The 24,316-nt window shown below is 55.5% G+C and carries 23 protein-coding genes, 1 other RNA gene and 1 other annotated feature; of the genes, 11 read left to right on the top strand and 13 right to left on the bottom strand.

All coding sequences use genetic code 11. The annotated features are described in order from the left end of the window. Positions 1-24: 24 nt before the first annotated feature. From recR to DXXMK7_RS05480, 5 genes are all read right to left on the bottom strand, one after another. Entirely contained in the window at positions 25-630 is a 606-nt protein-coding gene (gene recR / locus DXXMK7_RS05500; RefSeq protein WP_038661158.1) for a recombination mediator RecR, read from the bottom strand. Beyond that, positions 630-959, bottom strand: a complete 330-nt coding sequence (locus tag DXXMK7_RS05495) for a YbaB/EbfC family nucleoid-associated protein (protein ID WP_016942050.1) — start codon at positions 957-959, stop codon at positions 630-632. Before DXXMK7_RS05495 ends, recR begins: the two co-directional genes overlap by 1 nt. Before the next feature lie 41 nt (positions 960-1,000). Continuing rightward, the gene (dnaX, locus tag DXXMK7_RS05490; RefSeq protein ID WP_038918208.1) at positions 1,001-3,013 is read right to left on the bottom strand and encodes a DNA polymerase III subunit gamma/tau; all 2,013 of its coding nucleotides are present in this window, start codon (positions 3,011-3,013) and stop codon (positions 1,001-1,003) included. Next, positions 1,610-1,674 (bottom strand) — a sequence feature (DnaX frameshifting element). Its footprint overlaps the gene before it by 65 nt. 74 nt (positions 3,014-3,087) lie before the next feature. Beyond that, positions 3,088-3,636, bottom strand: coding sequence for an adenine phosphoribosyltransferase (apt, locus tag DXXMK7_RS05485; RefSeq protein WP_038661165.1), 549 nt, complete (start codon positions 3,634-3,636; stop codon positions 3,088-3,090). A gap of 180 nt (positions 3,637-3,816) precedes the next feature. Then, positions 3,817-4,185: a DUF454 family protein gene (locus DXXMK7_RS05480; protein ID WP_033570174.1), complete on the bottom strand. Its 369-nt coding sequence runs from the start codon at positions 4,183-4,185 to the stop codon at positions 3,817-3,819. A 128-nt stretch (positions 4,186-4,313) separates the two neighbouring features. Here DXXMK7_RS05480 and DXXMK7_RS05475 point away from each other — a divergent pair, with 128 nt between their 5' ends. The 3 genes from DXXMK7_RS05475 (at position 4,314) to rsmS (ending at position 5,925) form a co-directional block, all read left to right on the top strand. Continuing rightward, on the top strand, positions 4,314-5,084 hold the full coding sequence (locus DXXMK7_RS05475) for a tRNA-(ms[2]io[6]A)-hydroxylase (protein WP_038918207.1): 771 nt from the start codon (positions 4,314-4,316) through the stop codon (positions 5,082-5,084). Positions 5,085-5,148: 64 nt separating this feature from the next. Beyond that, positions 5,149-5,682, top strand: coding sequence for a primosomal replication protein PriC (gene priC, locus DXXMK7_RS05470; protein WP_038918206.1), 534 nt, complete (start codon positions 5,149-5,151; stop codon positions 5,680-5,682). A 78-nt stretch (positions 5,683-5,760) separates the two neighbouring features. Continuing rightward, positions 5,761-5,925: a pleiotropic regulatory protein RsmS gene (gene rsmS, locus DXXMK7_RS21680; RefSeq protein ID WP_071605173.1), complete on the top strand. Its 165-nt coding sequence runs from the start codon at positions 5,761-5,763 to the stop codon at positions 5,923-5,925. A gap of 48 nt (positions 5,926-5,973) precedes the next feature. On the opposite strand, the gene mscK is transcribed toward rsmS, so the two are convergent. Together mscK and acrR are read right to left on the bottom strand one after the other, a co-directional pair. Next, on the bottom strand, positions 5,974-9,357 hold the full coding sequence (gene mscK / locus DXXMK7_RS05465; protein ID WP_038918205.1) for a mechanosensitive channel MscK: 3,384 nt from the start codon (positions 9,355-9,357) through the stop codon (positions 5,974-5,976). An 82-nt stretch (positions 9,358-9,439) separates the two neighbouring features. Next, positions 9,440-10,090 carry a multidrug efflux transporter transcriptional repressor AcrR gene (gene acrR, locus DXXMK7_RS05460; protein ID WP_038918203.1) on the bottom strand — a complete coding sequence of 217 codons (651 nt, stop codon included), beginning with the start codon at positions 10,088-10,090 and terminating at the stop codon, positions 9,440-9,442. A gap of 142 nt (positions 10,091-10,232) precedes the next feature. Here acrR and DXXMK7_RS05455 point away from each other — a divergent pair, with 142 nt between their 5' ends. The 6 genes from DXXMK7_RS05455 to DXXMK7_RS05430 all read left to right on the top strand — a co-directional run bounded on the left by DXXMK7_RS05455 (position 10,233) and on the right by DXXMK7_RS05430 (position 16,303). Then, entirely contained in the window at positions 10,233-11,426 is a 1,194-nt protein-coding gene (locus DXXMK7_RS05455) for an efflux RND transporter periplasmic adaptor subunit (RefSeq protein ID WP_038918202.1), read from the top strand. A 16-nt stretch (positions 11,427-11,442) separates the two neighbouring features. Next, positions 11,443-14,589, top strand: a complete 3,147-nt coding sequence (locus tag DXXMK7_RS05450; RefSeq protein ID WP_038918200.1) for an efflux RND transporter permease subunit — start codon at positions 11,443-11,445, stop codon at positions 14,587-14,589. A 170-nt stretch (positions 14,590-14,759) separates the two neighbouring features. After that, entirely contained in the window at positions 14,760-15,011 is a 252-nt protein-coding gene (locus DXXMK7_RS05445) for a type B 50S ribosomal protein L31 (protein ID WP_038661187.1), read from the top strand. A gap of 15 nt (positions 15,012-15,026) precedes the next feature. After that, entirely contained in the window at positions 15,027-15,170 is a 144-nt protein-coding gene (gene ykgO, locus DXXMK7_RS05440; protein ID WP_013316871.1) for a type B 50S ribosomal protein L36, read from the top strand. A 507-nt stretch (positions 15,171-15,677) separates the two neighbouring features. Next, positions 15,678-16,046, top strand: coding sequence for an Hha toxicity modulator TomB (gene tomB, locus DXXMK7_RS05435; RefSeq protein WP_038918199.1), 369 nt, complete (start codon positions 15,678-15,680; stop codon positions 16,044-16,046). 53 nt (positions 16,047-16,099) lie between these two features. Then, positions 16,100-16,303 (top strand): HHA domain-containing protein, encoded by a 204-nt coding sequence (locus tag DXXMK7_RS05430; protein ID WP_009114000.1) that lies wholly within the window; start codon positions 16,100-16,102, stop codon positions 16,301-16,303. A gap of 298 nt (positions 16,304-16,601) precedes the next feature. Here the strand turns inward: DXXMK7_RS05430 and ffs are convergent. Further along, an RNA gene (gene ffs / locus DXXMK7_RS21675) (signal recognition particle sRNA small type) lies at positions 16,602-16,698 on the bottom strand. Between the two features lie 166 nt (positions 16,699-16,864). On the opposite strand from ffs, the gene DXXMK7_RS05425 reads away from it, so the two are divergent. Further along, positions 16,865-17,194, top strand: coding sequence for an MGMT family protein (locus DXXMK7_RS05425; protein ID WP_038918197.1), 330 nt, complete (start codon positions 16,865-16,867; stop codon positions 17,192-17,194). 28 nt (positions 17,195-17,222) lie between these two features. On the opposite strand, the gene DXXMK7_RS05420 is transcribed toward DXXMK7_RS05425, so the two are convergent. Continuing rightward, the gene (locus DXXMK7_RS05420; protein ID WP_038918196.1) at positions 17,223-17,783 is read right to left on the bottom strand and encodes a YbaY family lipoprotein; all 561 of its coding nucleotides are present in this window, start codon (positions 17,781-17,783) and stop codon (positions 17,223-17,225) included. A 252-nt stretch (positions 17,784-18,035) separates the two neighbouring features. Here DXXMK7_RS05420 and tesB point away from each other — a divergent pair, with 252 nt between their 5' ends. Continuing rightward, positions 18,036-18,899 carry an acyl-CoA thioesterase II gene (tesB, locus tag DXXMK7_RS05415; protein ID WP_038918195.1) on the top strand — a complete coding sequence of 288 codons (864 nt, stop codon included), beginning with the start codon at positions 18,036-18,038 and terminating at the stop codon, positions 18,897-18,899. 92 nt (positions 18,900-18,991) lie between these two features. Here the strand turns inward: tesB and amtB are convergent, their stop codons facing one another. The 4 genes from amtB to DXXMK7_RS05395 all read right to left on the bottom strand — a co-directional run. Next, positions 18,992-20,284, bottom strand: coding sequence for an ammonium transporter AmtB (gene amtB, locus DXXMK7_RS05410; RefSeq protein WP_038661206.1), 1,293 nt, complete (start codon positions 20,282-20,284; stop codon positions 18,992-18,994). Positions 20,285-20,326: 42 nt separating this feature from the next. Beyond that, positions 20,327-20,665, bottom strand: a complete 339-nt coding sequence (glnK, locus tag DXXMK7_RS05405) for a P-II family nitrogen regulator (protein WP_002208627.1) — start codon at positions 20,663-20,665, stop codon at positions 20,327-20,329. Positions 20,666-20,959: 294 nt separating this feature from the next. After that, positions 20,960-22,753, bottom strand: a complete 1,794-nt coding sequence (locus DXXMK7_RS05400) for a SmdB family multidrug efflux ABC transporter permease/ATP-binding protein (protein ID WP_038918194.1) — start codon at positions 22,751-22,753, stop codon at positions 20,960-20,962. Continuing rightward, positions 22,746-24,316, bottom strand: a 1,571-nt coding sequence (locus DXXMK7_RS05395) for a SmdA family multidrug ABC transporter permease/ATP-binding protein (RefSeq protein WP_038918193.1), incomplete at its 5' end; no start/stop codon positions are given. The genes DXXMK7_RS05395 and DXXMK7_RS05400, both read right to left, overlap by 8 nt.

The following is a 24,316-nucleotide window of genomic DNA, read 5'->3' as shown; positions in this document are numbered from 1 at the left end:
GCCGCCGACAGGCGGCCGCAGAAATCAGAACCGGATGGGGTGTCGCCCGGCCAGCGAGTGAGACAGCGTGGTGCCGTCCACCATTTCCAGCTCGCCGCCCACCGGCACGCCGTGAGCGATACGGCTGGCCATTACCCCATGTTCGGCGCACAGCTCGGCGATGTAATTGGCCGTTGCATCGCCTTCCACCGTCGGGTTGGTCGCCAGAATCACTTCACTGATGGTTTCCGTCGCCAGACGCTCTTCCAGTCGATCCAGCCCGATATCGCCGGGACCGATGCCGTCCAGCGGCGACAGGTGGCCCATCAGCACAAAATAACGGCCGGCGAACTGCCCGGTCTGCTCGATGGCATGAATATCCGCCGGGCTCTCCACCACACAAATCTGGCCGTTCTGCTGACGACGCGGATTGGCGCAGATGGTGCAGACCTCCTGCTCGGTAAAGGTCCGGCAATCGGCGCAGTGGCCGATCTCCGACATCGCGCGGGTGAGCGCCTGCGCCAGACGCATACCGCCGCTGCGATCGCGCTGCAACAGATGAAACGCCATACGCTGCGCCGATTTTGGCCCCACGCCGGGTAAACAGCGCAGCGCCTCCATCAGCGATTCAAGAAGCGGGCTGGTTTGCATCAGAACGGCATCTTGAAGCCGGGCGGCAGCGGAATACCGCTGGAAACCGACGCCATTTTTTCCTGCTGGACTTCGGCGATACGACGCGCCGCATCATTGAAGGCCGCCGCAATCAGGTCTTCCAGCATCTCTTTGTCGTCTTCCATCAGACTGGGGTCGATTTCAACACGACGGCAGTTGTGGGCGCCATTAATGGTCACCTTCACCAGCCCGGCGCCCGATTCCCCGGTCACTTCCAGGTTGGCGATCTCTTCCTGCGCCTTCTGCATTTTTTCCTGCATCTGCTGAGCTTGCTTCATCAGATTGCCTAAACCGCCTTTACCAAACATATCGTTCTCTCTACCACTTCGGGCTGCCGGCAGGCAGCGGGTTAAACGGGGCGGATACTCTCTTCGTCCAGTTCCGCATCAAAGAAACGCCGTAGCGTTTGAATATTATTATCAGCCATGATGGACTGGCGCGCCTGCGCCAGCTTCTCTTCATAAATGGCCTGACGCCACTCCAGCGGCGTACGGACCGCGGGCGTATCGTCTTCGGTGACAGTCAGGCTGATCGGACGCCCGTAGTGCGTCGCCAGCGCTTCCGACAGCGCTTTCTGCGCCGCCGCCGAATTCAGATGACGCTGGGAAGAGCGCAAGTGCAGGTGAATCGCGCCCTCCTCCGGCATCTCTTTAAACGCATTAAGCGCCAACTGTTGTACCAGCTTAGGCAACGTCAGACGATCGATTTCCGCCGCCCAGGCATCGCGTTCGATGGCTTCCACCGCCAGCCTTGCGGCCAGCTCCGGCGTCTTTTCATATTCCAGCGCCGAGCGTAGCGCCTTGGGCGTGGTCACCGGCGCCGTTTCAACCGGCTCGGCTTTCTTCTGCGCCCGCCAGCGATAAGCCTCCTGCTTTTTCTGCTCTTCCTGCGCCACGGCTTTGGCCGCCATTTGCTGCTGACCACGCTCGGTCACCGAAGCCAGCCGCTCCAGCGCCGAGTTTACCGGCCGCGTTTTTCCTGACGCCGCCGGTTCAGTCTTTTTTGTCGGGGTATTTCCCTGTCGGCTCAGCAACTGGCTGCGCGCCTGCAACAACTGTGCGGTCGCATCCGGCAAATTGCTGTCCGGAGTTGGTGGTGCCGCAGGTTCGCTACCCGCAGCAGGAGCTGGTCTGGCCGCCGGTGCATCGCCGGATGCGGCAGGCACCGCGCTGGATCTAACCGATGGCGGCACACGCGCCGGTTCGATGGGTAACGGCGCACTCGCCGCAGGCGTCGCGGATGGCGCGCTGACCGGTACCGGTTCGGCGATCGTCTGGCTGGGATGAAACGCCAGCGCCCGCAACAGGGTCATTTCCACGCCCATGCGGCGATCCGGCGCGTACGGCAATTCCTTGCGCCCCACCAGCAGCGTCTGATAGTAGAGCTGCACCTCGGCAGGCGGGATCACCCGCGCCAGTTCACGCAACCGGGGCGCGACCTGATTGTATTCTTCACCCAATGCGGAAGGCAGCAACTGCAGCATAGCAATCCGGTGCAGCAGCGTCAGGGTTTCCACCAGCAGCGCTTCCCAATCGACGCCGCGCGACGCCGCCTGCCCCATCAGCGCCATGACACCGGCGCCATCGCCTTTCACCAGCGCTTCAATCAACGCCAGCGGCTGCTCATCATCCAGCGTGCCCAGCATCTGGCTGACGGCGGCGGCGGTGACCTGCCCTTGCCCCATGGCGATAGCCTGATCGGTCAGGCTCAGCGCATCGCGCAGGCTGCCATCGGCGGCGCGGGCCAGCAATTGCAGCGCGCGCGGTTCCGAGGCCAGTTGTTCCTGCTCCAGCACCTGGTGCAAATGCTGACGAATCTGCTCGGCATCAAGCGCTTTGAGATGAAACTGCAAGCAGCGGGACAGAATCGTCACCGGCAATTTTTGCGGATCGGTGGTCGCCAGCAGGAATTTCACATGCGGCGGCGGCTCTTCCAGCGTTTTCAGCAACGCGTTGAAGCTGTGGCGGGAGAGCATGTGCACTTCGTCGATCAGGTAGACCTTGAAGCGGCCGCGGGCCGGAGCGTATTGCACGTTATCCAGCAGGTCGCGGGTATCTTCCACTTTGGTGCGGGATGCCGCGTCAATCTCGATCAGGTCGACGAATCGTCCCTGTTCGATTTCCCGGCAGGTATCGCACTGGCCGCAGGGCGTAGCCGTGATCCCGGTTTCGCAATTCAGCCCTTTCGCCAGTAAACGGGCGATAGTCGTCTTGCCTACGCCCCGGGTACCGGAAAACAGGTAAGCATGATGGATACGGCCTAACGAAAGACCATTGGCTAACGCCGTCAGGACATGTTCCTGTCCTACCACGTCAGCAAAGGTTTGGGGACGCCACTTACGGGCAAGAACCTGATAGCTCATCAATACCGCAGCAGTTGAGTTATTGAGGAGGTGATGCTAACACAGTCTCGCCGCCATCGGCGAGACTGCCGTCATCAATGGCCGGGGAAATCGACCAGGCTGTAGCAGGCGATGCCCATGCTTTCGAGGCGCTGCTGTCCACCCAGGTCAAAGAGATTGATGATGAAAGCGGCGTCGGCAACCTGGCCGCCGAGACGACGAATCAGTTTAACGGTCGCTTCGATCGTACCGCCGGTCGCCAGCAGATCGTCCACCACCAGCACCTTGTCGCTGGCGGTAATGGAATCGGCGTGAATCTCCAGCGTATCGCTGCCGTATTCCAGTTCATAGCTTTCGCTCAGCGTCGCGCGCGGCAATTTACCCGGCTTGCGCACCGGAACGAATCCGACGCCCAACGCCAGCGCCACCGGCGCGCCAAACAGGAAACCACGCGCTTCGGTACCGACCACTTTGGTAATGCCGGCGTCCTGATAGCGTTTAACCAGCATGTCGATGCTCGCCGAATAGGCCTGCGGATTCTCCAGCAGGCTGGTCACATCACGAAACAGTATGCCCGGCTTGGGGTAATCCGGAATACTCTTGATACTGTTTTTAATCAATTCTGGCTGCTGAGTTGCGGTCATAATGTTGTGCCTGATAAAACCTTATATTCACTGAACACCGCCACGGCCCTTCGTCATGCCGCCCGCAGGCGTTGGCGATAAAAAATACGGTGGCGGCTCGCGCACGAAAACGCTCAAATCTAGTCAAACTGACCGGCAAATGCAACCGGCCCGCGCAGATCCGCCTGTTTTTATCGCAGGCTATTGCTTCGGATCAATAACCGGTAAACGCAGCATAAAGGTTAGCAACGCGACCAGAATCACCAGCAGCAGGCCCCTGACCCAGTTAATATCCACCAGCCACAATGACAAGGCAAAAGTCGCGATAATCACCAGCACCGCCTTGGTTTTGACGCCCGGCGGCAGCGCGCGATGCTGCTGCCAGTGGCGCAAATAGCCGCCGAACCAGGAGCGGTACAGCAGCCAATAGTGGAAGCGCGGCGAGGAGCGGGCAAAACACCAGGCGGCCAACAGCAGAAACGGCGTGGTCGGCAACAACGGCAACACTACGCCCAACGCCGCCAGCACTACCGCCAGCCATCCCACGGTTATCAGCACCACTCGATACATCTTGCCTCCATTGCATTTCCACACGAACGTTCATTTCCAGATAGGTCACCCGGGCCGCAGCAGACCCGATCGCAATCCGCAGGAATCGTTGTATCATACCGCCACGTTAACTCAATCCGTCCGCCGTAATGTTTGATCATTCCATTCTCGACCCCATTCATGCCTTCCTGACCGCCGCTACGCCAGATGAGTGGATCGACGAAGCGCGCAAACCGGAAAATCTGCCGGTATTGCTGCGCGATCATCTGTTATGCGAACTGAAAGCCGCCCAGAGCGCGCTGTTTCTGATCCGTCGTTACGCGGTGGATCAGGAGAGCCGGCATCAATTGCAGGACTGGATTGCCCCGTACGAGCATTTCGCTTTCCGACAAGTGGGCGACATGCAGATGCTGACAGCAGGCGGGCAAATTACCCGTCAGATTACCGCCCGCGCCGGCTGCCACTATAGTCAGGACATGATCGATAAAATGGTGATGTTGATCCGCGAAGAACTGCACCATTTCTATCAGGTGCTGGAAGTCATGGCGCAAAAGGGCATTCCTTACCAGAACGTGCCCGCCAGCCGCTACGCCCGCGGCATGACGCAACACATGAAATCTCATGAGCCGGATGCGCTGGTGGACAAACTGATTATCGGCGCCTTTATCGAAGCGCGCTCCTGCGAGCGCTTCGCCAGACTGGCGCCGCATCTGGAAGAAGACCTGCGCAAATTCTACATTTCATTGCTGCGTTCCGAGGCCCGCCACTATCAGGATTATCTGGCGCTGGCGGAACAGATCGCCGGTAAGGATATTACCGCGCGCGTCGCCTTTTTTGCGCAAACAGAAGCACAGCTGATCACCAGCCCGGACAACGATTTCAAATTCCACAGCGGCAAACCGGCGTTCAGCACCCACTGAACCGGCCCGTGATTCCACATACCGCGGCTTACGGATGCCGCGGTCGACCGACGGAGGAAACGCCATGGAAACACAGGCACTGCTGGCCGTGCTGGCGCGCCAGATTGATACGCTGGCGCGGGATGTCGAGCCGATTGCCGCGCGACAGGCGCCCCGGTCGCGTTTTGATCGCCAGTTATTCAGTTGTTACGGCACCCGGCTGGGCGATTATCTCGACGAGATCCGCCATAACTACCAACATCTGCAGCAATATGTACAGGAACAGCGCCTGGATCGGGTGGCGTTCATGGCGGAAAAACTGCTGACGCAAATGACGGCGCTGCAACGGGAACTGGCAACCCAACCGCTGCGGGAGCAGGAGCCCGCGACGCCGGCGCCGCAGGACCGGTACCAGAAACTGGCGGAATATCAGGGCTATGAACGTCGACTGCTGGCGATGATTCAGGATCGGGAAAGCTTGCTGGCGACCCAGAGCCAACTCAGCGAGCAGCAACGCCTGCAACGCGAGCTGGCGGCGCTGGAAGGCCGACTGGCCCGTTGCCGTCAGGCGCTGTCGCGGCTGGAGCGTCAGATTGAACGCCAGGAGCAGGGGTTTTGACCTTTCGTGATCTTCGTTCACTATTCTCTGCTATGTTTTAGAAAAAACAGAACAGGATCGGAGTGAGGTAGAAAAATCATGTCGCTGGAAAATGAAACGCCAGAAGTCAAACTGGCGGTCGATCTCATTATGCTGTTGGAAGACAACCAAATAGCGCCGAAGGTAGTGCTGGCGGCGCTGGAAATCGTACGTCGGGACTACCAGTTGAAGGCCGACGCCCCACCCCACCAGACGCCCGCCTGACGCCGGAGCAGGCGTTCCCGCTCCGACGCATATTCCCGACAACGTTATTTAGCGGGTTTCCATCGCATCCTGCGGCGGTGTTAGTACGCGGGACACTTCCTGTATCTCGTTGCCCTGTGCGTTATGCAGGTGTACTTCCAACTGGTTGAAGGCGATGTCGATATTATTTTCGCGGCACAGACGATCGATGGTGCGGTTCAGTTCATCGACGGTGTAGCTGCGATCCCGCAGTTCCCGCACGTACAAACGCAGTTCATGATCCAGCGAGCTTGGGCCGAACGACAGGAAAAACACCTGCGGTTCCGGGTCGGTCATCACGCGTGGATTATCGCGCGCCGCCTGCAGCAGCACCTCTTTCACCTTGTCCAGATCGGAACCGTAGGCGACGCCGATACGAATCAGTACACGCGTGATGGTGTCCGACAGCGACCAGTTGATCAGACGTTCGGTAACAAACGCCTTGTTGGGAATGATGACTTCCTTGCGGTCAAAATCGGTAATCGTAGTGGCGCGGATACGGATCTTGCTGACCGAACCGGAGAACGTGCCGATGGTGATGGTGTCGCCAATACGCACCGGCCGTTCGAACAGGATAATCAGGCCGGACACGAAGTTGGCGAAAATCTCCTGCAAACCAAAGCCCAACCCCACCGATAACGCCGCCACCAGCCACTGCAACTTGTCCCAGGAAACCCCGAGCGAGCTCAGCGACGTGACCGCACCGACGGCGGTAATCAGATAGGTCAGCACGGTGGTAATGGCGTAAGACGTGCCTTGCCGCAGTTGCAGGCGCGACAGCACCAGCACTTCCAGCAGACCTGGCAGGTTGCGGGTCATCACATAGGCCACGCCGCCAATCACCATCGCCACCAGCAGGTTGCCTAGCGTAACCGGCTGCAATACGGCGCCGCTGGCATTCGTGGTGCTGTAATGCCACAGCGTGATGCTGTCCAGATAAGAGAACACGGTCACCAGATCGGCCCAGATCCAGTAAAACGCGCCGGAGAACGCCAGGAACAGCACCATGGTGGTCAGGCGCAAAGATTGCTGGCTGATCTGCTCCAGCGCCAGCGGCGCTTCCGGCACCGGCTCGCTGCCTTCCGCCCCTTCTTTGACCAGATTCTGGCGTCGCGCCACCGCGCGGCGATACGCCAGACGGCGGGCCGCGACGCTTAAGCCACGAATAGTAGCGAAATAGACGATATTCCAGACGATCAACAGATACAGGCTGTCAATCCAGCGGCTGGCCAGTCGCAGCGTGGTATAGAAAAACCCGTTCAGCATCAGCCCAATCAGAAACAGCGGCATGGCGGCCATCATGGTCACCACGATCAACTGCACCGTGTGACGCTCCTTTTCCCGCCAGCAATCGCGGCATACCGGGAACACCAGAATGGTCAGCAACAGCAGGTTACAGACGATAATGATCTGCCCGATGACGTCATCCACCAGGTACAGCGGCGCTTTCTCGCCCACCACCGACCAGAACATCAGCGGCAGCAACGCGCCGCCAAGTCGCAACGTCTGACGCCGGTAATGCGCGCAGCGGTACGCTGGAATATTGAAGTGACGCTCGCTCAGGCTGCCCGGCTTGAGACTAAACCAGGCGGTGGCGAACACCATCCAGAACAACGCCAGATTTTCGCTAAGCAGCCAGGCGAAGCTGCTGATCTGGCTATCCGTCCGCTTCAGCCATAGCCCCAGCGACAAAATCACCAGCACGCCCGGCAACGTACGCAAAATCAACAGCAGAATGGCTTTCGGCGTATGCAACTGGCTGTCACGCTTGAGCAGCCCCACATCGTCCGCCAGCTTACTCATATAGCTATCGATGCTTTTTCGCCGCCACAACAACAGGCAGACCATTATCAGCGCCGGGATGATCAGCAACAGCGAATTCATGATCCCCTGGCCCAGCGGTACGCCTTTCAGGTTGAAATGCAGATTTTTTATCTGCTGTTTCAATGTCGACGGCAGATCCTTCAGCCAGTTCCAGTCCATCGGTTTATTGCTGCTGACCCAGAAGATTTGCTGAGTCAGCGTACGCTGCAGCGAGTCATTCACGCTCATCAATTGCTGGCGGCTGATTTGCAGGTTAATCGCCAGCATCAGCTGATTGCCAAGCTGCTTGTTGAGCTGGTCGAGCAGTTCGCGGCGCATGTCCAAAATCTGCTCCAGCGCGTCGGTGACTTCAGCGTCCACCGTGGCATTGCTGTGAACGACCAGTTGCTGGATATATTCATCGCCACGAAACAACACATCGCGTTGCTGGTTGATATCAAACTGTTCCAGCCGCAGATCGGCGATTTGGGTGCTGATGTTGCCCATCGCATCGGCCGACGGCAGATTTTGCTGTTGTTGATAAAGGATACGCGACAGCAGCAGACTGCCTTTCAGCACCGTAATCTGTTCTTTCAGGTTGCGTTCCGACTGCGTGGCGCGATCCAGCCAGTTTTTTACCTGAATGCTCTCCTGAACCAGCGTATTGCCTGCTTCGGTCGCTTTGATCAAACGTTGGCTGAGCTGACGATTGGTATCCATCTCCGCTTTGACCAGCGGGTTCTCCTGAATACGCTGCAACTCATCCGAATTCTGCGCTTCCTTGGCGGTTTTCTCCGACAGGTTGAGACGTTTGTTGTTGATGACGCCCTGCAACGTCTGCACCATGTGTTCCAGCTGACCAATCTGTGCGGCGGTGTAATCCCGCTGCTTCTGCAGCAGATCCTGCATGGTGGTGTTCACTTCCAGACTTTTGCGCTGCTGCTCCATTTGCAGCCCGACCAGCGCCTGCTCCGCCTGCAGTAAAATCTGCTGACTCGGCCGTAGCGGCTCCTGCGACGGGTCAAGCCCACTGAGCTGGGTGCGCAGTTGCTGGCTGCGTTGCGAGGCGGCATATAACGCGCTCTGCACCCGCTCCGGCTGGGTCTGCAACGAAATCAGCTGGCTATTGTAGGTAGAGAGGTTTTCCTGCGCCGACTGCAAATCATCCAGCGTTTCATTCAGGCGGGCTTCCAGCTGTTTTAGCGACAGCGACTCCAGCGATGGCTGAGACACCGGCGCAGCGCTCCCCAGCGACACCAGATCTTCATTCACCTGCTTCAGTTTGGCTGGCGCCTGCACCGCCTGCTGCTTCAACTGGCTGGTTTCCTGCCTAACCCGGTCGATAGAGTCCAGCACATCCAGCGTTTGGGTTAAATCCTGCTGGGTCAGCTTGTCTACCGAAGTCAGACTTTTTTGTTTGTTGAGGGTATCAAGCCGATTCTGAATCTCATTCCGGGTCGGCAAATCGTTACCGGCGGCAAGCGCCGACCACTGCGGCATCAACCCGAGCAGAAACGCCCAGATATACGGCAGGCTACGGCGAACAGAATCATAAAGGAAAGAACGGAAAAGAACGGTAAACGAACCAGAAACGGCGAAACAGCGACTCATGATGCATCATCGGTTTTACAGAGATGGCGCAGTTTATCACGTCTGCCGGAAGACAAGGTATGTCAGGCTACATTTATGCATATCAGGCTTCGGAGCTACCGGTCTGACGTAAGGCCAGACTGCCGCGCAGCATATCGATCAGCCCATCGACCAGATACGGCGCTTCGTTTTTCAGGTCGAAGCTTGTCGGCATAAACAGCCAGTTTTCCATGATACCCGACAGATAAGCGCGCATGGCGACCGCTGCGCGTCGGGGATTCACGTCCATCGGCAACATCCCCTGCCGAATGCAGTTCATCAGCGAGGCTTCTATTTTGTAGTAGCAGTCGAAATACAGATCCTTACGGCCATTAAATGTCGGCAACATTTCACCGACAAACTCGCATTTATGGAATATGATCTCCATCATTGAGCGCCACTCGATATCTGACTCGGTCAATCTCAGTATATAAATCAGCAACTCTCTGAGCACATGCAGTGGATCGTCAGGAAATTTTGCCTGATACTCAGTTTCGAAATCAGAAACTTTGGCTTCTGATCGCGCCCATATCTCATCAAAAAGTTCAGCTTTGTTTTTAAAGTGCCAGTAAATAGCACCGCGGGTCACGCCGGCGGCAGTCGCAATATCGGACAATGATGTTGAGGAAACGCCATGCTCGGAAAACAGACGCAGCGCTGCGTCCATAATCTGAAGTTTGGTCTCATGAGCCTGTTGTTTGGTTTTTCGTGCCATAGCGCCGACTTTCAAGGGAAGCGAGATTTACATACATTCACGGATGTATGTAACATAGCACGAGCCTGAATTTATCGCAGCAATGGGTTTAAAAGCTTGTGATCCATTGGTCAATTAAAAATCGGATACTTGGGGTTTATCTATGAATAAAAACAGAAGGCTTACGCCTCTGGCGGCTATGCTGATGCTTTCTGGCGGCCTCGTACTCACAGGATGTGACAACAAGGCTTCTCAAGAAGGGGCCCATCAGGGAGGCGCACCGGAAGTCGGCATCGTTACGATAAAATCACAAACTCTGAATATCATCACCGAGCTGCCGGGACGCACAAGCGCCTATCGTATTGCCGAAGTACGCCCTCAGGTGAACGGTATTATTCTGAAGCGCAACTTTGTGGAAGGCAGCGACGTCAAGGCAGGCACATCGCTGTATCAGATCGATCCGGCCACGTATCAGGCCCAGTACAACAACGCCAAGGCCGCGCTGGTCCAGGCTCAGGCTAACGCGGAAATCGCGCGGTTGACCGTTAACCGCTACAAACCGCTGCTCGGCACCAACTACGTCAGCAAGCAGGATTACGATCAGGCTGTTGCCACCGCACGCCAGACCGAGGCGGCGGTTGCCGCGGCTAAAGCCAGCCTCGACAACGCGCAAATTAGCCTGAACTATACCCGCGTAACGGCCCCGATTACCGGTCGTGTCGGTAAATCCACCGTGACGGAAGGCGCGCTGGTGTCCAATGCGCAGACGACAGCGCTGACGACTATCCAGCAGTTGGATCCAATTTATGTGGACGTCACCCAGTCCACCAACGATTTCCTGCGCCTGAAAAAGGAACTGGAAAACGGCACCCTGCAACAGACCAATGGCAAAGCCAACGTTCAGCTGACGCTGGATAACGGCACCCATTATAACCAGCAAGGGACTCTGGAATTCTCCGACGTCACCGTGGATGAAACCACCGGTTCCATCACTTTACGCGCCGTGTTCCCGAATCCGGATCACAATCTGCTGCCGGGGATGTTTGTCCGCGCGCAGATGGATTCCGGCGTCACTCCCAACGCGATTCTGGTGCCTCAACAGGGCGTGAGCCGTACACCGCGCGGCGACGCTACCGTGATGCTGGTCGGCGAAGGCGACAAAGTGGAAGTCCATCCGATCACCACCGGTCAGGCCATCGGCGACAAATGGCTGGTGACGTCGGGCGTCAAACCGGGTGATCGTATCATCTTGACAGGCCTGCAGAAAATCAGACCGGGCATGCAGGTAAAAGCGCAGGAAGTGGCCGCAGGTAATGCGCAACAGCAGCAACCGCAGTCCCAACCCGCCAAGTCTTAACAGGAGCCGGTAATCCATGGCCAAGTTTTTCATAGATCGCCCGATTTTTGCCTGGGTCATCGCCATTATGGTGATGCTCACCGGGACACTGGCAATCCTGAAGTTGCCTATTGCGCAGTACCCAACCATTGCGCCGCCCGCGGTTCAGATTACCGCCAACTACCCGGGCGCGGATGCGAAAACCCTGCAGGATACCGTAACGCAGGTAATCGAACAGAACATGAACGGGATCGACAAGTTACTGTATATGTCTTCCAACAGTGACTCGTCAGGCACCGTGCAGATTACACTGACGTTCGATGCCGATGCCAACCCGGACATTGCTCAGGTGCAGGTACAGAATAAACTGCAACTGGCGATGCCGTTGCTGCCGCAGGAAGTGCAGCAGCAAGGCGTTAGCGTGCAGAAATCCAGCAGCAGCTTCCTGATGGTACTCGGTTTCGTCAGCGACGATAACAACATGACCCAGCAGGACATCGCGGACTTCGTCGGCGCCAGTATCAAAGACCCGATCAGCCGCGTACGCGGGGTGGGTGATACCCAGTTGTTCGGCGCCCAGTACGCCATGCGTATCTGGCTCGACCCGGACAAACTGAACAATTACCAGCTCACTACCAGCGACGTGGTCTCGGCGATTCAGGTGCAGAACAACCAAATCGCCGCCGGTCAGCTTGGCGGCACGCCGCCGGTTCCCGGTCAGAAGCTGAATGCGTCAATTATTGCGCAGACGCGGCTGAATTCGCCGGAACAGTTCGGCAATATTCTGCTCAAAGTGAATCAGGACGGTTCACAGGTTCGCCTGAATAACGTTGCCCGTATCGAACTCGGCGGCGAAAGCTACAGCGTCATCGCCCGCTATAACGGTCGTCCGGCCGCCGGTCTGGGTATTAAACTCGCTACCGGCGCCAACGCGCTTGATACGGCTTCAGCGGTAAAAGCGGAAATCACCAAATTACAGTCGAATTTCCCTGCCGGGCTGAAAGTGGTTTATCCGTATGACACCACGCCGTTCGTAAAAATCTCCATTTACGAGGTGGTGAAAACCCTGCTTGAAGCCATCGTGCTGGTATTCGTGGTGATGTACCTGTTCTTGCAGAACTTCCGCGCCACGCTGATTCCCACCATCGCCGTACCGGTGGTGCTGCTGGGAACCTTCTCCATACTGTCCGCCTTCGGCTATTCGATTAACACCCTGACCATGTTCGCCATGGTGCTAGCCATCGGCCTATTGGTGGACGATGCCATCGTCGTGGTGGAAAACGTGGAACGCGTGATGGCGGAAGAAGGGTTATCGCCCAAGGAAGCCACCCGCAAATCCATGGGGCAGATTCAGGGCGCGCTGGTCGGTATCGCGCTGGTGCTGTCCGCAGTATTCGTACCGATGGCGTTTTCCGGCGGCTCGACCGGCGCCATCTACCGCCAGTTCTCCGTCACCATCGTGTCCTCCATGGTGTTGTCGGTGCTGGTGGCGTTGATCCTGACGCCGGCACTGTGTGCAACCATCCTGAAACCGATTGCCAACCATGGCGAGAAAAAAGGTTTCTTCGGCTGGTTCAATCGTCTTTTCGATAAGAGCACCAATCACTACACCAACAGTGTCGCCAACATCCTGCGCAGCACTGGCCGTTATGTGGTGGTGTACCTGATTGTCGTGGCTGGATTGGGTCTGATGTTTACCCGTCTGCCAAGCTCCTTCCTGCCGCAGGAAGACCAGGGCGTATTACTGACAATGGTGCAGTTGCCGGTGGGCGCAACCCAGGAAAGCACGCAGAAAGTGCTTGATCAGGTTAACGATTACTACCTGCAACACGAAAAAGACAACGTGAACTCGGTGTTTACCGTTAACGGCTTCGGTTTCGCCGGTCGCGGACAGAACATGGGTATCGCCTTCGCCAGCCTGAAAGACTGGGATGAACGAAGTGGTGCAGCCAACAAGGTCGACGCAATTATTGGTCGCGCTTTTGGCGCCTTCTCGCAAATCAAGGAAGCGATGGTCATCCCGTTCAACATACCGGCGATCGTCGAGCTGGGTACCGCCAGTGGTTTTGACTTTGAACTGATCGATCAGAACAACCTCGGCCACGATAAGCTGATGGCCGCCCGTAACCAGTTGCTGGGAATGATCGCCCAACATCCTGACACGCTGGTGCGTGTTCGTCCCAACGGGATGGAAGACATGCCGCAATACCGGCTTGATATCGATCAGGAAAAAGCGGAATCGCTCGGGGTATCGATTGCCACCATCAACGCCACGCTGTCCACCGCGTTGGGGGGAACCTACGTCAATGACTTTATCGACCGCGGTAGGGTGAAAAAGGTGTATGTTCAGGCGGAAGCCAAATTCCGTATGCTGCCCAATGATATCCAGAAATGGTATGTCCGCGGCACCTCCGGTCAGATGGTCCCCTTCTCAGCTTTCGCTTCCGAGCGTTGGGAATACGGTTCGCCGCGTCTGGAGCGTTACAACGGCCTGCCGGCAGTAGAATTGGTGGGTGAAGCCGCTCCCGGCAAGAGTACCGGTGAAGCCATGGCGCTGATGGAAGAACTGGCGTCACAATTACCACCGGGAATCGGATTCGACTGGACCGGTATGTCCTATCAGGAACGACTGGCCGGTAACCAGGCGCCGGCGCTGATCATTATCTCCGCCATCGTGGTGTTCCTGTGTCTGGCTGCGTTGTATGAAAGCTGGTCGATTCCATTCTCCGTTATGCTGGTTGTACCGCTGGGTGTATTTGGTGCGGTGATGGCCGCCGGCCTGCGCGGACTGGAAAACGATGTTTACTTTAAGGTCGGCCTGCTGACAACCATCGGTTTGTCCGCCAAGAACGCCATTCTGATCGTCGAGTTCGCCAAGGACCTGATGGAGAAAGAAGGGAAAGGTCTGGTGGAAGCGACCCTGGATGCTGTACGTATGCGTCTGCGCCCCATTCTGATGACATCGCTGGCGTTCATTCTGGGCGTAGTACCGCTGGTAATCAGTACCGGCGCAGGCTCCGGCGCACAGAACGCGGTCGGTACCGGCGTAATGGGCGGGATGATCACCGCTACCGTACTGGCTATCTACTTCGTGCCGGTGTTCTTTGTGGTGGTGCGCCGCCGCTTCGGCAAGAAAAAAGAAGCGGACGACTCCCATCACGAGCACTCCCAGACCAGTCACTAACACATTCTATTGCTTCTCAAAGGCCGCTTATGCGGCCTTTTCCTTTTCAGGTTCAGGCCAGCATTCCCCTATCCCCCAGCCCTGCGATTTCCCTGCAAATCGTAACGTTGATCATCACGCCAAAAAAGCGCAGAATATAGATATGTTATAACATAACAAATGAGGCTGTCATGAAAGCGGGTATCCATCCCAACTACCGCACTGTGCTGTTCCACGATACCAGTGAGAATGTATTTTATAAAATCGGCTCTACGATCAAAACCGATCGAACCTATGAGTACGAAGGCGAAGTCTATCCTTACGTCACTATCGACGTTTCTTCCGCCTCTCATCCTTATTACACCGGCAAGCAGAAAGAATACGCCAAAGAAGGTAGCGCAGCGCGTTTCCAACAGCGTTTCGGCCGTTTTCTGAAATCGTAATCTGGGGAATTATCCATGCAGGTATTAAGTTCTCTTCGCAGCGCCAAAACGCGTCACAAAGACTGTATCGTGGTCAAACGTCGCGGACGCGTCTATGTCATCTGTAAGAGCAACCCACGTTTCAACGCGGTACAGGGCAGGAAAAAGAAAAAACGCTAATTATTATTTGCTCAAAAACTATCGGAAGGTGTGCTCATCACCACACCTTCTGTCATTGCCCCTTCATCAATCCCCTTAAAAAACAAAAAGATAAAATAATTATCTTTTCATTCCATCAAAATCTTTACAAATAAAGACAAGCCAGAAAAATTAATTAACACTGTGATTCTTGCTAACAACGAAAAAAATTAAATATACTTGTTCCAGTGGCCGATAAATATATCACGGCTCACCGGAAGCAGCCCGCACCGATAGCAGTAATCGTCATAAAATTGGTTCGACCACACCGTAAACGTTGGCTTTTTTGCTATAATGAATTCAGAATGATTGTTGACAGTGACGTCGAGTCATTCTCTGGCATTCACCGTGTTACCCCTGTTCGTCTTAAGATTAAGGGAAATTGAGGCATACTGAGGGGCATTCTATCTTCTGCACTTCATCACACCACCTGTCTGGCCGAGTGGTGGCCCTAAGTGACACTGAATCGTAGCTTACGGAGGGATAGAAATGGATGAGTACACACCTCAACATTATGATATTGCCCAACTCAGATTCTTGTGTGAAAATCTGCACGACGAAAGTATCGCGACATTAGGTGACAGCAGTCATGGCTGGGTGAATGATCCGACCTCTGCGGTCAACCTTCAACTAAACGAACTTATCGAGCATATTGCGGCATTTGTTGTTACCTACAAAATAAAATACCCGCATGAAGCGGCGTTATGTGAACGGGTTGAGAAATATCTGGACGACACTTATATTCTTTTCAGCAATTACGGTATAAATGACTCCGAGTTGCAGAAATGGAAAAAATCCAAGTCACAATTATTCAGAATGTTCTCAGAAAAGAGCATCTGTACGGTAGTAAAAACTTAAGCAATAATTTGTCTCATACTTAATTTAAATCCAGGAAAATTAACAAGGTCACTATGAAAAAAATCGACTATTTAATGCGTTTGCGTAAATGCACAACCATCGACACGCTTGAGCGTGTTATAGAAAAAAACAAGTACGAGCTTTCCAACGATGAGCTTGAAATGTTCTATTCAGCTGCAGACCACCGCCTGGCAGAGCTGACGATGAATAAGCTTTACGACAAAGTACCAACTGCTGTGTGGAAATACGTTCGTTAAGCATTAAAAACAGCAGTTTAAATACATAAAGACACTGTGCCGATATTCTGTCGGCCTTTGTTTTTTTATGAACTGTAAAGAATAACACCCCCTTTGTAACAAGAAGTATCACGCATTACTTAAATTTCTCTTTATTAATTCATTCACTCTCCCCAGAATTAAATCGAACCTTTCTGATTAAAAACCTTTTCACCGAATTTATCGTATAAAAAACGTTGTACCTTTTATTGATAAAACATCAGGCGGGGATATTAGAAATAATGTTGAAGCCAGAGGGAGAGAGATAAAATGGTGGAGGCCCCGCCAGCTACATCCCGGCACACACGTCGCCTGCTGCGGCTGCTTCCTTCCGGACCTGACCGGGTCCACAGGTTAGTGTTGCGGGAGAACCAACGGGGCCTCCATTGACAGCTCCACAATTGTGGAGCGGAGGGCATTATCGGTGATGAACTGGGCAATTGCAAGTTACCGCCGCCTAACCGCTGTTTTCTTACCCATCGCCAGCTTTTATACTGCTGATACCGTTCATTCTCTACCGGTTTCAACATATTGGATCCCGCCATGATTACCGAAGCGGACAATTTTCGTCAGCGAGTCATCCACGTTATCGCCGCCATTCCTTACGGCTGCGTCGTTACCTATGGCGATGTCGCTCGTCTTGCCGGCTCGGCCCGAGCCGCACGGCAGGTAGGCGGTATACTGCGGGGGCTCCCCGCCGGCAGCCAGCTACCCTGGTATCGGGTGATTAATCGAAAAGGAGAGATTTCGCTTACCGGCCCGGATTTTCAGCGGCAAAAATCGGCCCTTCAATCTGAAGGGGTGATACTGGATTTGGAAGGGAAGATTGATCTGGAGAGATTTCGCTGGCGGTACGTGCAGGATGTCCTGTAAGCAGGCACCGCCAGCGTGATTAACAATATTAATAGGATTGTGATGACGAATCTGAAACACCCTCATCGGACGCTGCCGGTGCATTCGGCGTCAGAAACCCGCCGGACTTCGCCGGCACCGGTACAGTCGGAACCGGTATCAGTGTCAGATCGGCATTATTCACCCCATTGCTGACCACCGGCATCACATGCTCGGTAATCAATGTCACCCGGTGGTTAATGGCAACGGCGGCACTGAGCAGGATACGGGCGTCCGGCCGGATTTCCGCCGGGTTATAAGGCAGCACAAACCGGAATGGCGCCTGCTGCCCTTCCGTGCGGATAACCCGCTGAGAGATCACTTTTGAAGGTGCATCCGGAATCGACGCATCGGACACGGTCACCGTCAGCACCGAATCCGGCGGCAACGCGATTTTTTGGCGAATATTGACTGTGCCGGTCACAGCGGGCATGCCGCTAACAGGTTGAGAAAGAGTCTGAATCTGCCCCGTTGCCGGCGCAGTCGCTTCAGGAGCAACACCATGGTTATTCACACACCCGGAGAGCGCGATCGATACCGTAATACCACCAAAGATATGCCATAATCTCATAGGTAAGTCTCCTTAATTATTTTATCAGGATGACGGTCAGAAAAACCGCCACCTGTTAAGAAGTATGAACCAACCGGCATAACAATTATGGTGGAAAATTCCGATAGTTATCGTGTAATCACATTAACATCCCGGAACCTGCCAATATCTTCATGTCTGAATTCGATGGAAAGCGTTCTTTTAGCGCACGACGAGCCATTCGCGTAATCACGATTAACCCAAATGCAGAACTATTAACCCAAAGGCAGAGCTATGAGCCAGGCATTACAAAATCTTCTCGAGTTGTTAAATCTGGAAAAACTGGAAGAAGGCCTGTTCCGCGGCCAGAGTCAGGATCTGGGGTTACGCCAGGTATTCGGCGGTCAGGTGGTCGGTCAGGCGCTATCGGCCGCTAAACAGACCGTGCCGGCTGACCGCTTCATTCATTCGTTTCACAGCTACTTCCTGCTTCCCGGCGACAGTCAGAAACCGATTATCTACGATGTGGAGACATTGCGGGACGGCAACAGTTTTAGCGCCAGACGCGTCAGCGCTATTCAGAACGGCCGTTCGATTTTTTACATGACCGCTTCTTTCCAGACACGGGAAAGCGGCTTTGAGCACCAGAGCGACATGCCGCAGGTGACGCCGCCCGACGACTTGCCGTCAGAGCAGGACATCGCCCGTAGTATGGAACATCTGATTCCGCCGGTTATGCGCCAGGTTTTTACCAATGACAGGCCGATAGAGATTCGCCCGATAAAATTTCATAACCCGTTGAAAGGTGAAGCCGCTCCGCCAGTTAGACAGGTGTGGTGCCGGGCCAACGGCACCATGCCGGATGACGAGCGAACCCACCAATATCTGCTTGGTTATACCTCCGATTGCCATTTTCTGCTCACGGCGCTGCAACCGCATGGCGTGGGGTTTCTGGAACGAGGAATGCAAGTCGCAACCATTGACCACGCGATGTGGTTCCACCGGCCGTTCCGGCTGGATGACTGGTTGCTTTACTCTGTCGAGAGCCCCTCGGCTTCCGGCGCCCGCGGGTTTGTTCGCGGCCAGTTCTATACCCGTGAAGGGGTGCTGGTGGCATCCAGCGTGCAGGAAGGCGTCATCCGGCGTCACGGTCAATAGCCCAGCGTCAGACGTAAAAAAACCACCTTTTTCAAGGTGGTTTTTTGTTTGGTATATGACGGTAACCGTTATTATCCGCTACCGAACTGGAATTACTGGTTGTATGCGTTTTCGCCGTGGCTGTTGACGTCCAGACCTTCACGCTCTTGTTCTTCCGGTACACGCAGACCGACTGCAATGTCTGCAACCTTGAAGGAGATAAACGCGGCGACGCCGGACCACACGATAGCGACGATCACGCTAAACAGCTGTACCCATACCTGATGAGCCATGGTCACACCCTGCGCATAACCGGTACCACCCAGCGACGCGGCGGTGAACACACCGGTCAGCAGACATCCGACGATGCCGCATACGCCGTGCACCCCGAACACATCGCACGGATCGTCGACGCGCAGCCATTTTTTCAGTACGGTCACACCCCACAGGCCAGCAAAACCACCGGCAAAGCCGATAATCATCGCGCCGCCGATACCCACAGTGCCTGCGGCCGGCGTGATGGCAACCAGACCGGCGATACAGCCAGAACAGGCGCCCAGCAGAGACGGTTTACCGCGACTAATCCACTCGCCAACGACCCAGGCCAGAATCGCAGCGGCTGTTGCCACCACGGTGGTCAGGAACGCCAGACCCGCGATGTTGTTGGCGGCAGCGGCAGAACCGGCGTTGAAACCGAACCAGCCGATATACAGGATAGCGGTGCCCAGGAATACCATCGGCAGATTATGCGGCTTGAAAGCCTCTTTGCCGAAACCGACACGTTTGCCCAACAGCAACGCGCCAACCAGACCAGCCACAGCGGCGTTGATGTGTACAACGGTGCCGCCAGCGAAGTCCAGCGCGCCGTCTGCCGCCAGATAACCGCCGCCCCATACCATGTGGGTCATCGGCAGATAAGACAAGGTGAACCACAGTGCGGAGAAGATCAGTACGGCAGAGAAACGAATACGCTCACCCAGCGCACCAATCACCAGCCCCACGGTAATGCAGGCAAAGGACGCCTGATAAGCCACATGGATAAACTGGTAGAAAGTACCGCTGACAGAGTTGATATCAATGCCATTCAGCATGAAATTGGTCAGGCTGCCGAAGAACGGGCTGCCTGTACTGAATGCCACGCTGTAGCCATAAATCACCCACAGAATGCAGACCAGCGCAAAAGCCACCATAATCTGAGTCAGCATGGACAGCACGTTTTTGCTACGAATCAGGCCGCCGTAAAACAGCGCCAATCCAGGAATCGTCATGAACAGCACCAATGCGGTACAAATCATCATGAACGCATTGTCCGCTTTGTCCGCCACAGGCGCCGGCGTATCCGCCATGACCCATGCAGGAAGCATGGCAGCCGCCCCTAAACCTAATGACAAGGAAAGTTTCTTCATTTTCTCTTCATCCCTATTTAATAAGGCTAAATCAGGTAATTGTTATAGTGCGGCTTCGTCAGTTTCGCCGGTGCGGATACGGATGACACGCTGCAGTTCCGCGACAAAGATTTTGCCATCGCCAATCTTACCGGTGTAGGCGGCTTTACTGATGACATCGATAACTTCATCCAACTGGTCGTCGGCGATCGCGATGTCAATTTTCACTTTTGGCAAAAAGTTAACGCTGTACTCCGCGCCACGATACAGTTCCGCATGCCCTTTCTGACGCCCAAACCCTTTCACCTCAGTGACGGTGAGCCCCTGGATGCCTACAGAAGACAATGCTTCGCGTACGTCTTCCAGCTTGAACGGTTTAATTACCACAGTAACCAGTTTCATCCTCATCCCCCTAACCATGTAAGTTCAGGCCTGCGCCCGTCACTCTCAAATATGTCCACGAATCACTTAAAGCAAATCGTGTGCCATAAATGTTGAGCCGAAGCAAAAGCGATAAAACGCGACCCGTTAGGGACAGAACGGAAGATGACTGTATGAAGTATGGACAATGAACAGGAAAAACAGGAGCGCGCGACGCACAAAAATAGTGCATCGCGCTTGGTTTCAGTGCAGCGCACTGCACAACAAGGCGGGCTCTGCCAAATTATGGTGCGAAACGCTGCACTGCGTTGGCAGTCATGGTGCCTGAGATATCAGTTCGGAAGAATCGTGCGGTTGCGAAAAGGCCAACTCTCGGCTCGCCTGCTGCAACTGGTACATCTGGTAATAACGCCCTTCCTTCGTCAGCAACTGTTCGTGCGTTCCCTGCTCCACCGTTTTACCGTGGTGCAGCACCAGAATGTTGTCCGCCTCGACAATGGTTGACAGGCGATGTGCGATCACCACCAGCGTGGTATGAGAACGCACCAATCGCAATGCCCGCTGGATAGCCTGCTCGGTACCGGAATCGATATTGGCGGTCGCTTCATCCAGAATCAGAATTCTGGGAGCCGCCACCAGCACTCTGGCCAGCGCCAGCAACTGTTTTTGCCCAACCGACAGGTTGTTCCCTTGCTCGCCGATACGAGTATGAAGACCTTCCGGCATGTCTCGCACCAGCGGCGCCAGTTGCACCGCTTCCAGCACCTGCCAGACGTTGTCCTCACTGATGTCGCGCCCCAGCGTGACATTGGCGTACATAGAGTCAGCCAGCACTACCGGGTCCTGTTGCACCATTGCCACATGCTGACGCAGCACCTGATGCGACAACGTCGGCAACGGACGAGCATCCAGACGGATTTCCCCGCTATCCGGCACGTAATACCCCATTAACAGGCTTGCCAGCGTACTCTTACCACTGCCGGTATGCCCAACCAACGCGACAAATCCGCGATCCGGCACGTGCAGCTCGATGTCATGCAGCACCGGTTTGCCTTTATGGTAGGAAAACGTCATCTGATTGATATCGATACGCCCGCTCTCCAGCGCACGAACATCGTCACCATAACGCTGGCGGGCGCCGTCCATCAGCTCAAAAATACGCTCTCCCGCGACGACAGCCTGCTGCAACATTGACTGCTGGGTGGTGAGTTCAATCAGCGGCTCATTCAGACGCCCCAGATAGTTGATAAAGGCATACAGCACCCCCACCCCGACGGAACCGACCGAACTGAACCCAAACTGCAGTAACAGACCGCACATCACCAATGCCGAAAACAGGCTCAACAGCGGGCGCAACAGGAAACCGTCCAGCCGTAGCGTCTGCATGCGCGCATCATAATGCGACCAACTGGCGTCACTCAGCTTTTTGCCAAACCGTATCTGCTGGCGAAACTGCTGGATAACGCTCATGCCGCTGATGGACTCGTTGAAACCATCGTTGATGTCCGCCAGGTAACTGCGCATCCGCCGGACAATCGGCGTGCTGTAGCGTTGATAAATCACCATGACAATCGCGACCGCAGGAAAAATGGTCAGCGCCACCAGCGCCATGCGCCAGTCCAGACTGAACATGGCTATCAACATCGCCCCAATCAGTGCCGCGCTGCGCAACACGCTGCCCACTACCATCACATACAGATCGCGAACCACTTCCGTATCGTTGGTCACGCGTGAGATCAATTGCCCGACCGGTTGGGTATCGAACACCGCTAACGGTTGACGCAACGCCGCATCCATCACATCAATGCGCAGCTGTTGCACGACGCCAACCGCCACCCGGTTGAACATCAGCGCCTGAACATAATGCAATAGCGCCGCAATCCCCTGCAGCACGATATACCCTGCCGCCAACCCGGCCGCCATCATCAGCGGAAATTCGCCTTTGCTCACCAGATGGTCAATGAAATAGCTGACCAGTACCGGCCCCGCTACTTCCGCGCCCGCCGCCACCCACAGCAGCAAAACTCCGGCCCCTACCGTTTTTTTCCACGGCAGACCGTAAGCCAGCAACCGTTTCAGCGTCGGCCATAATGCCCGGGAATTACTCATGCGGTCGCTCCTCATGGGGTGAATCATCCAGCGCGGCTTCCAGTTGTTGATAACGATACATATCGCGATACCAGCCGGCCTGCTGCGACAGTTGCCCATGATCGCCGCATTGCGCGACATGCCCTTGCTGCAACACCAGAATTTCATCGGCATCCACCAGCGCCGACAAACGATGCGCGCTGATAATTAGCGTTCGCCTCTGCCCCCACTGACGCAAATTACTCAAAATCTGGTGCTCCGTGCGACCATCCACCGCAGACAACGCATCATCCAGCACCAGCACTTCAGCTTCCAACAGCAGCGCACGGGCAATGGCGATGCGCTGTTTCTGGCCGCCGGACAGCATCACCCCCCGTTCGCCGACTTCGGTCTGATACCCCTGCGGCAAGCGAAGAATATCGTCATGCACATTTGCCAGCCGCGCCGCTTCTTCAATCTGTTGTTGGGAAGCATCAGGGCGCCCCAGCGCAATATTGTTGGCTACCGAGTCCGAAAACAGGAACGGCGTCTGGCCGACTACTGCAAATCGGCTTCGCAGCTCATCCAGTCGAATCTGGTTTAATGGCTGTTGGTGATAGGTAATCTGCCCTTGTTCGACATCAAAATAACGCAGCAGCAATGCCAGCAGCGTACTCTTGCCGGAACCGGTCGGGCCGCAAAGCCCCAGGGTTTTCCCCGGCGCCAGCGTAAAACGGACATCATTGAGCACCGACGCCGAATGCCCCGGGTAATGGAAGGCGGTAATCTCCGCAACCAGCGTTCCCGGCTGGGCAGGCAGCGCCTGAGAGCCATCCACCACCACCGGAGCCTCAGACAAGAGCTGACGGATGCGGCTATAGGCGGCGCTGCCGCGCTCAACAATATTAAACATCCAGGCCAGCGCCAGCATCGGCCAAATCATCAGGCCAAGGTACATCACAAAACTGGTCAACGACCCCAACGTCATAGAACCATTAATCACCATCCAACTGCCGCCCCCTACCGCCAGCAGGTTGCAGAAGGCCACCGCGATATAAATCGTCGGGTCGAAACGCGCATCCACCCGCGCCACTCGCATGTTTTTCTGACCGGCGTCGGCGGCGACCCGGGCGAAACTGCCTGACTGGTGATCTTCCAGACCAAACGCTTTAATCATGCGGATACTGGTGAGGCTCTCCTGGGCATGGTCATTGAGCGAGGAGAATGCCGCCTGCGCGTCTTTGAAACGCTGATGCAACTGCGTACCATAACGTTTGATGATCACCGCCATCAGCGGCATCGGCGCCAGCGCTATTAGCGTCAGTTGCCAACTGAGTTGGGTACACATCACCACCAGTACCGCGCACCCCATCACCAGCGAATCCACCAGCGTCAACACCCCTTCCCCGGCGGCGAAGACCACCCGGTCCACGTCATTGGTCGCGCGAGCGATCAGGTCTCCGGTGCGATGGCGAAGGTAAAAAGCAGGATGCTGTCGGCTCAGTTGGCGATAGAAATCTTCACGCAGCTCAACGGCCAGTTGATAGGCTGCGCCAAATAGCCAGATGCGCCAGAAATAGCGCAACAGATAGGTCAATAACGCAA

The organism is Dickeya sp. MK7 (assembly GCF_000406305.1).
In the GTDB taxonomy this organism is placed as follows: domain Bacteria; phylum Pseudomonadota; class Gammaproteobacteria; order Enterobacterales; family Enterobacteriaceae; genus Dickeya; species Dickeya fangzhongdai.
This window is presented reverse-complemented; position numbering and strand designations above follow the sequence as displayed.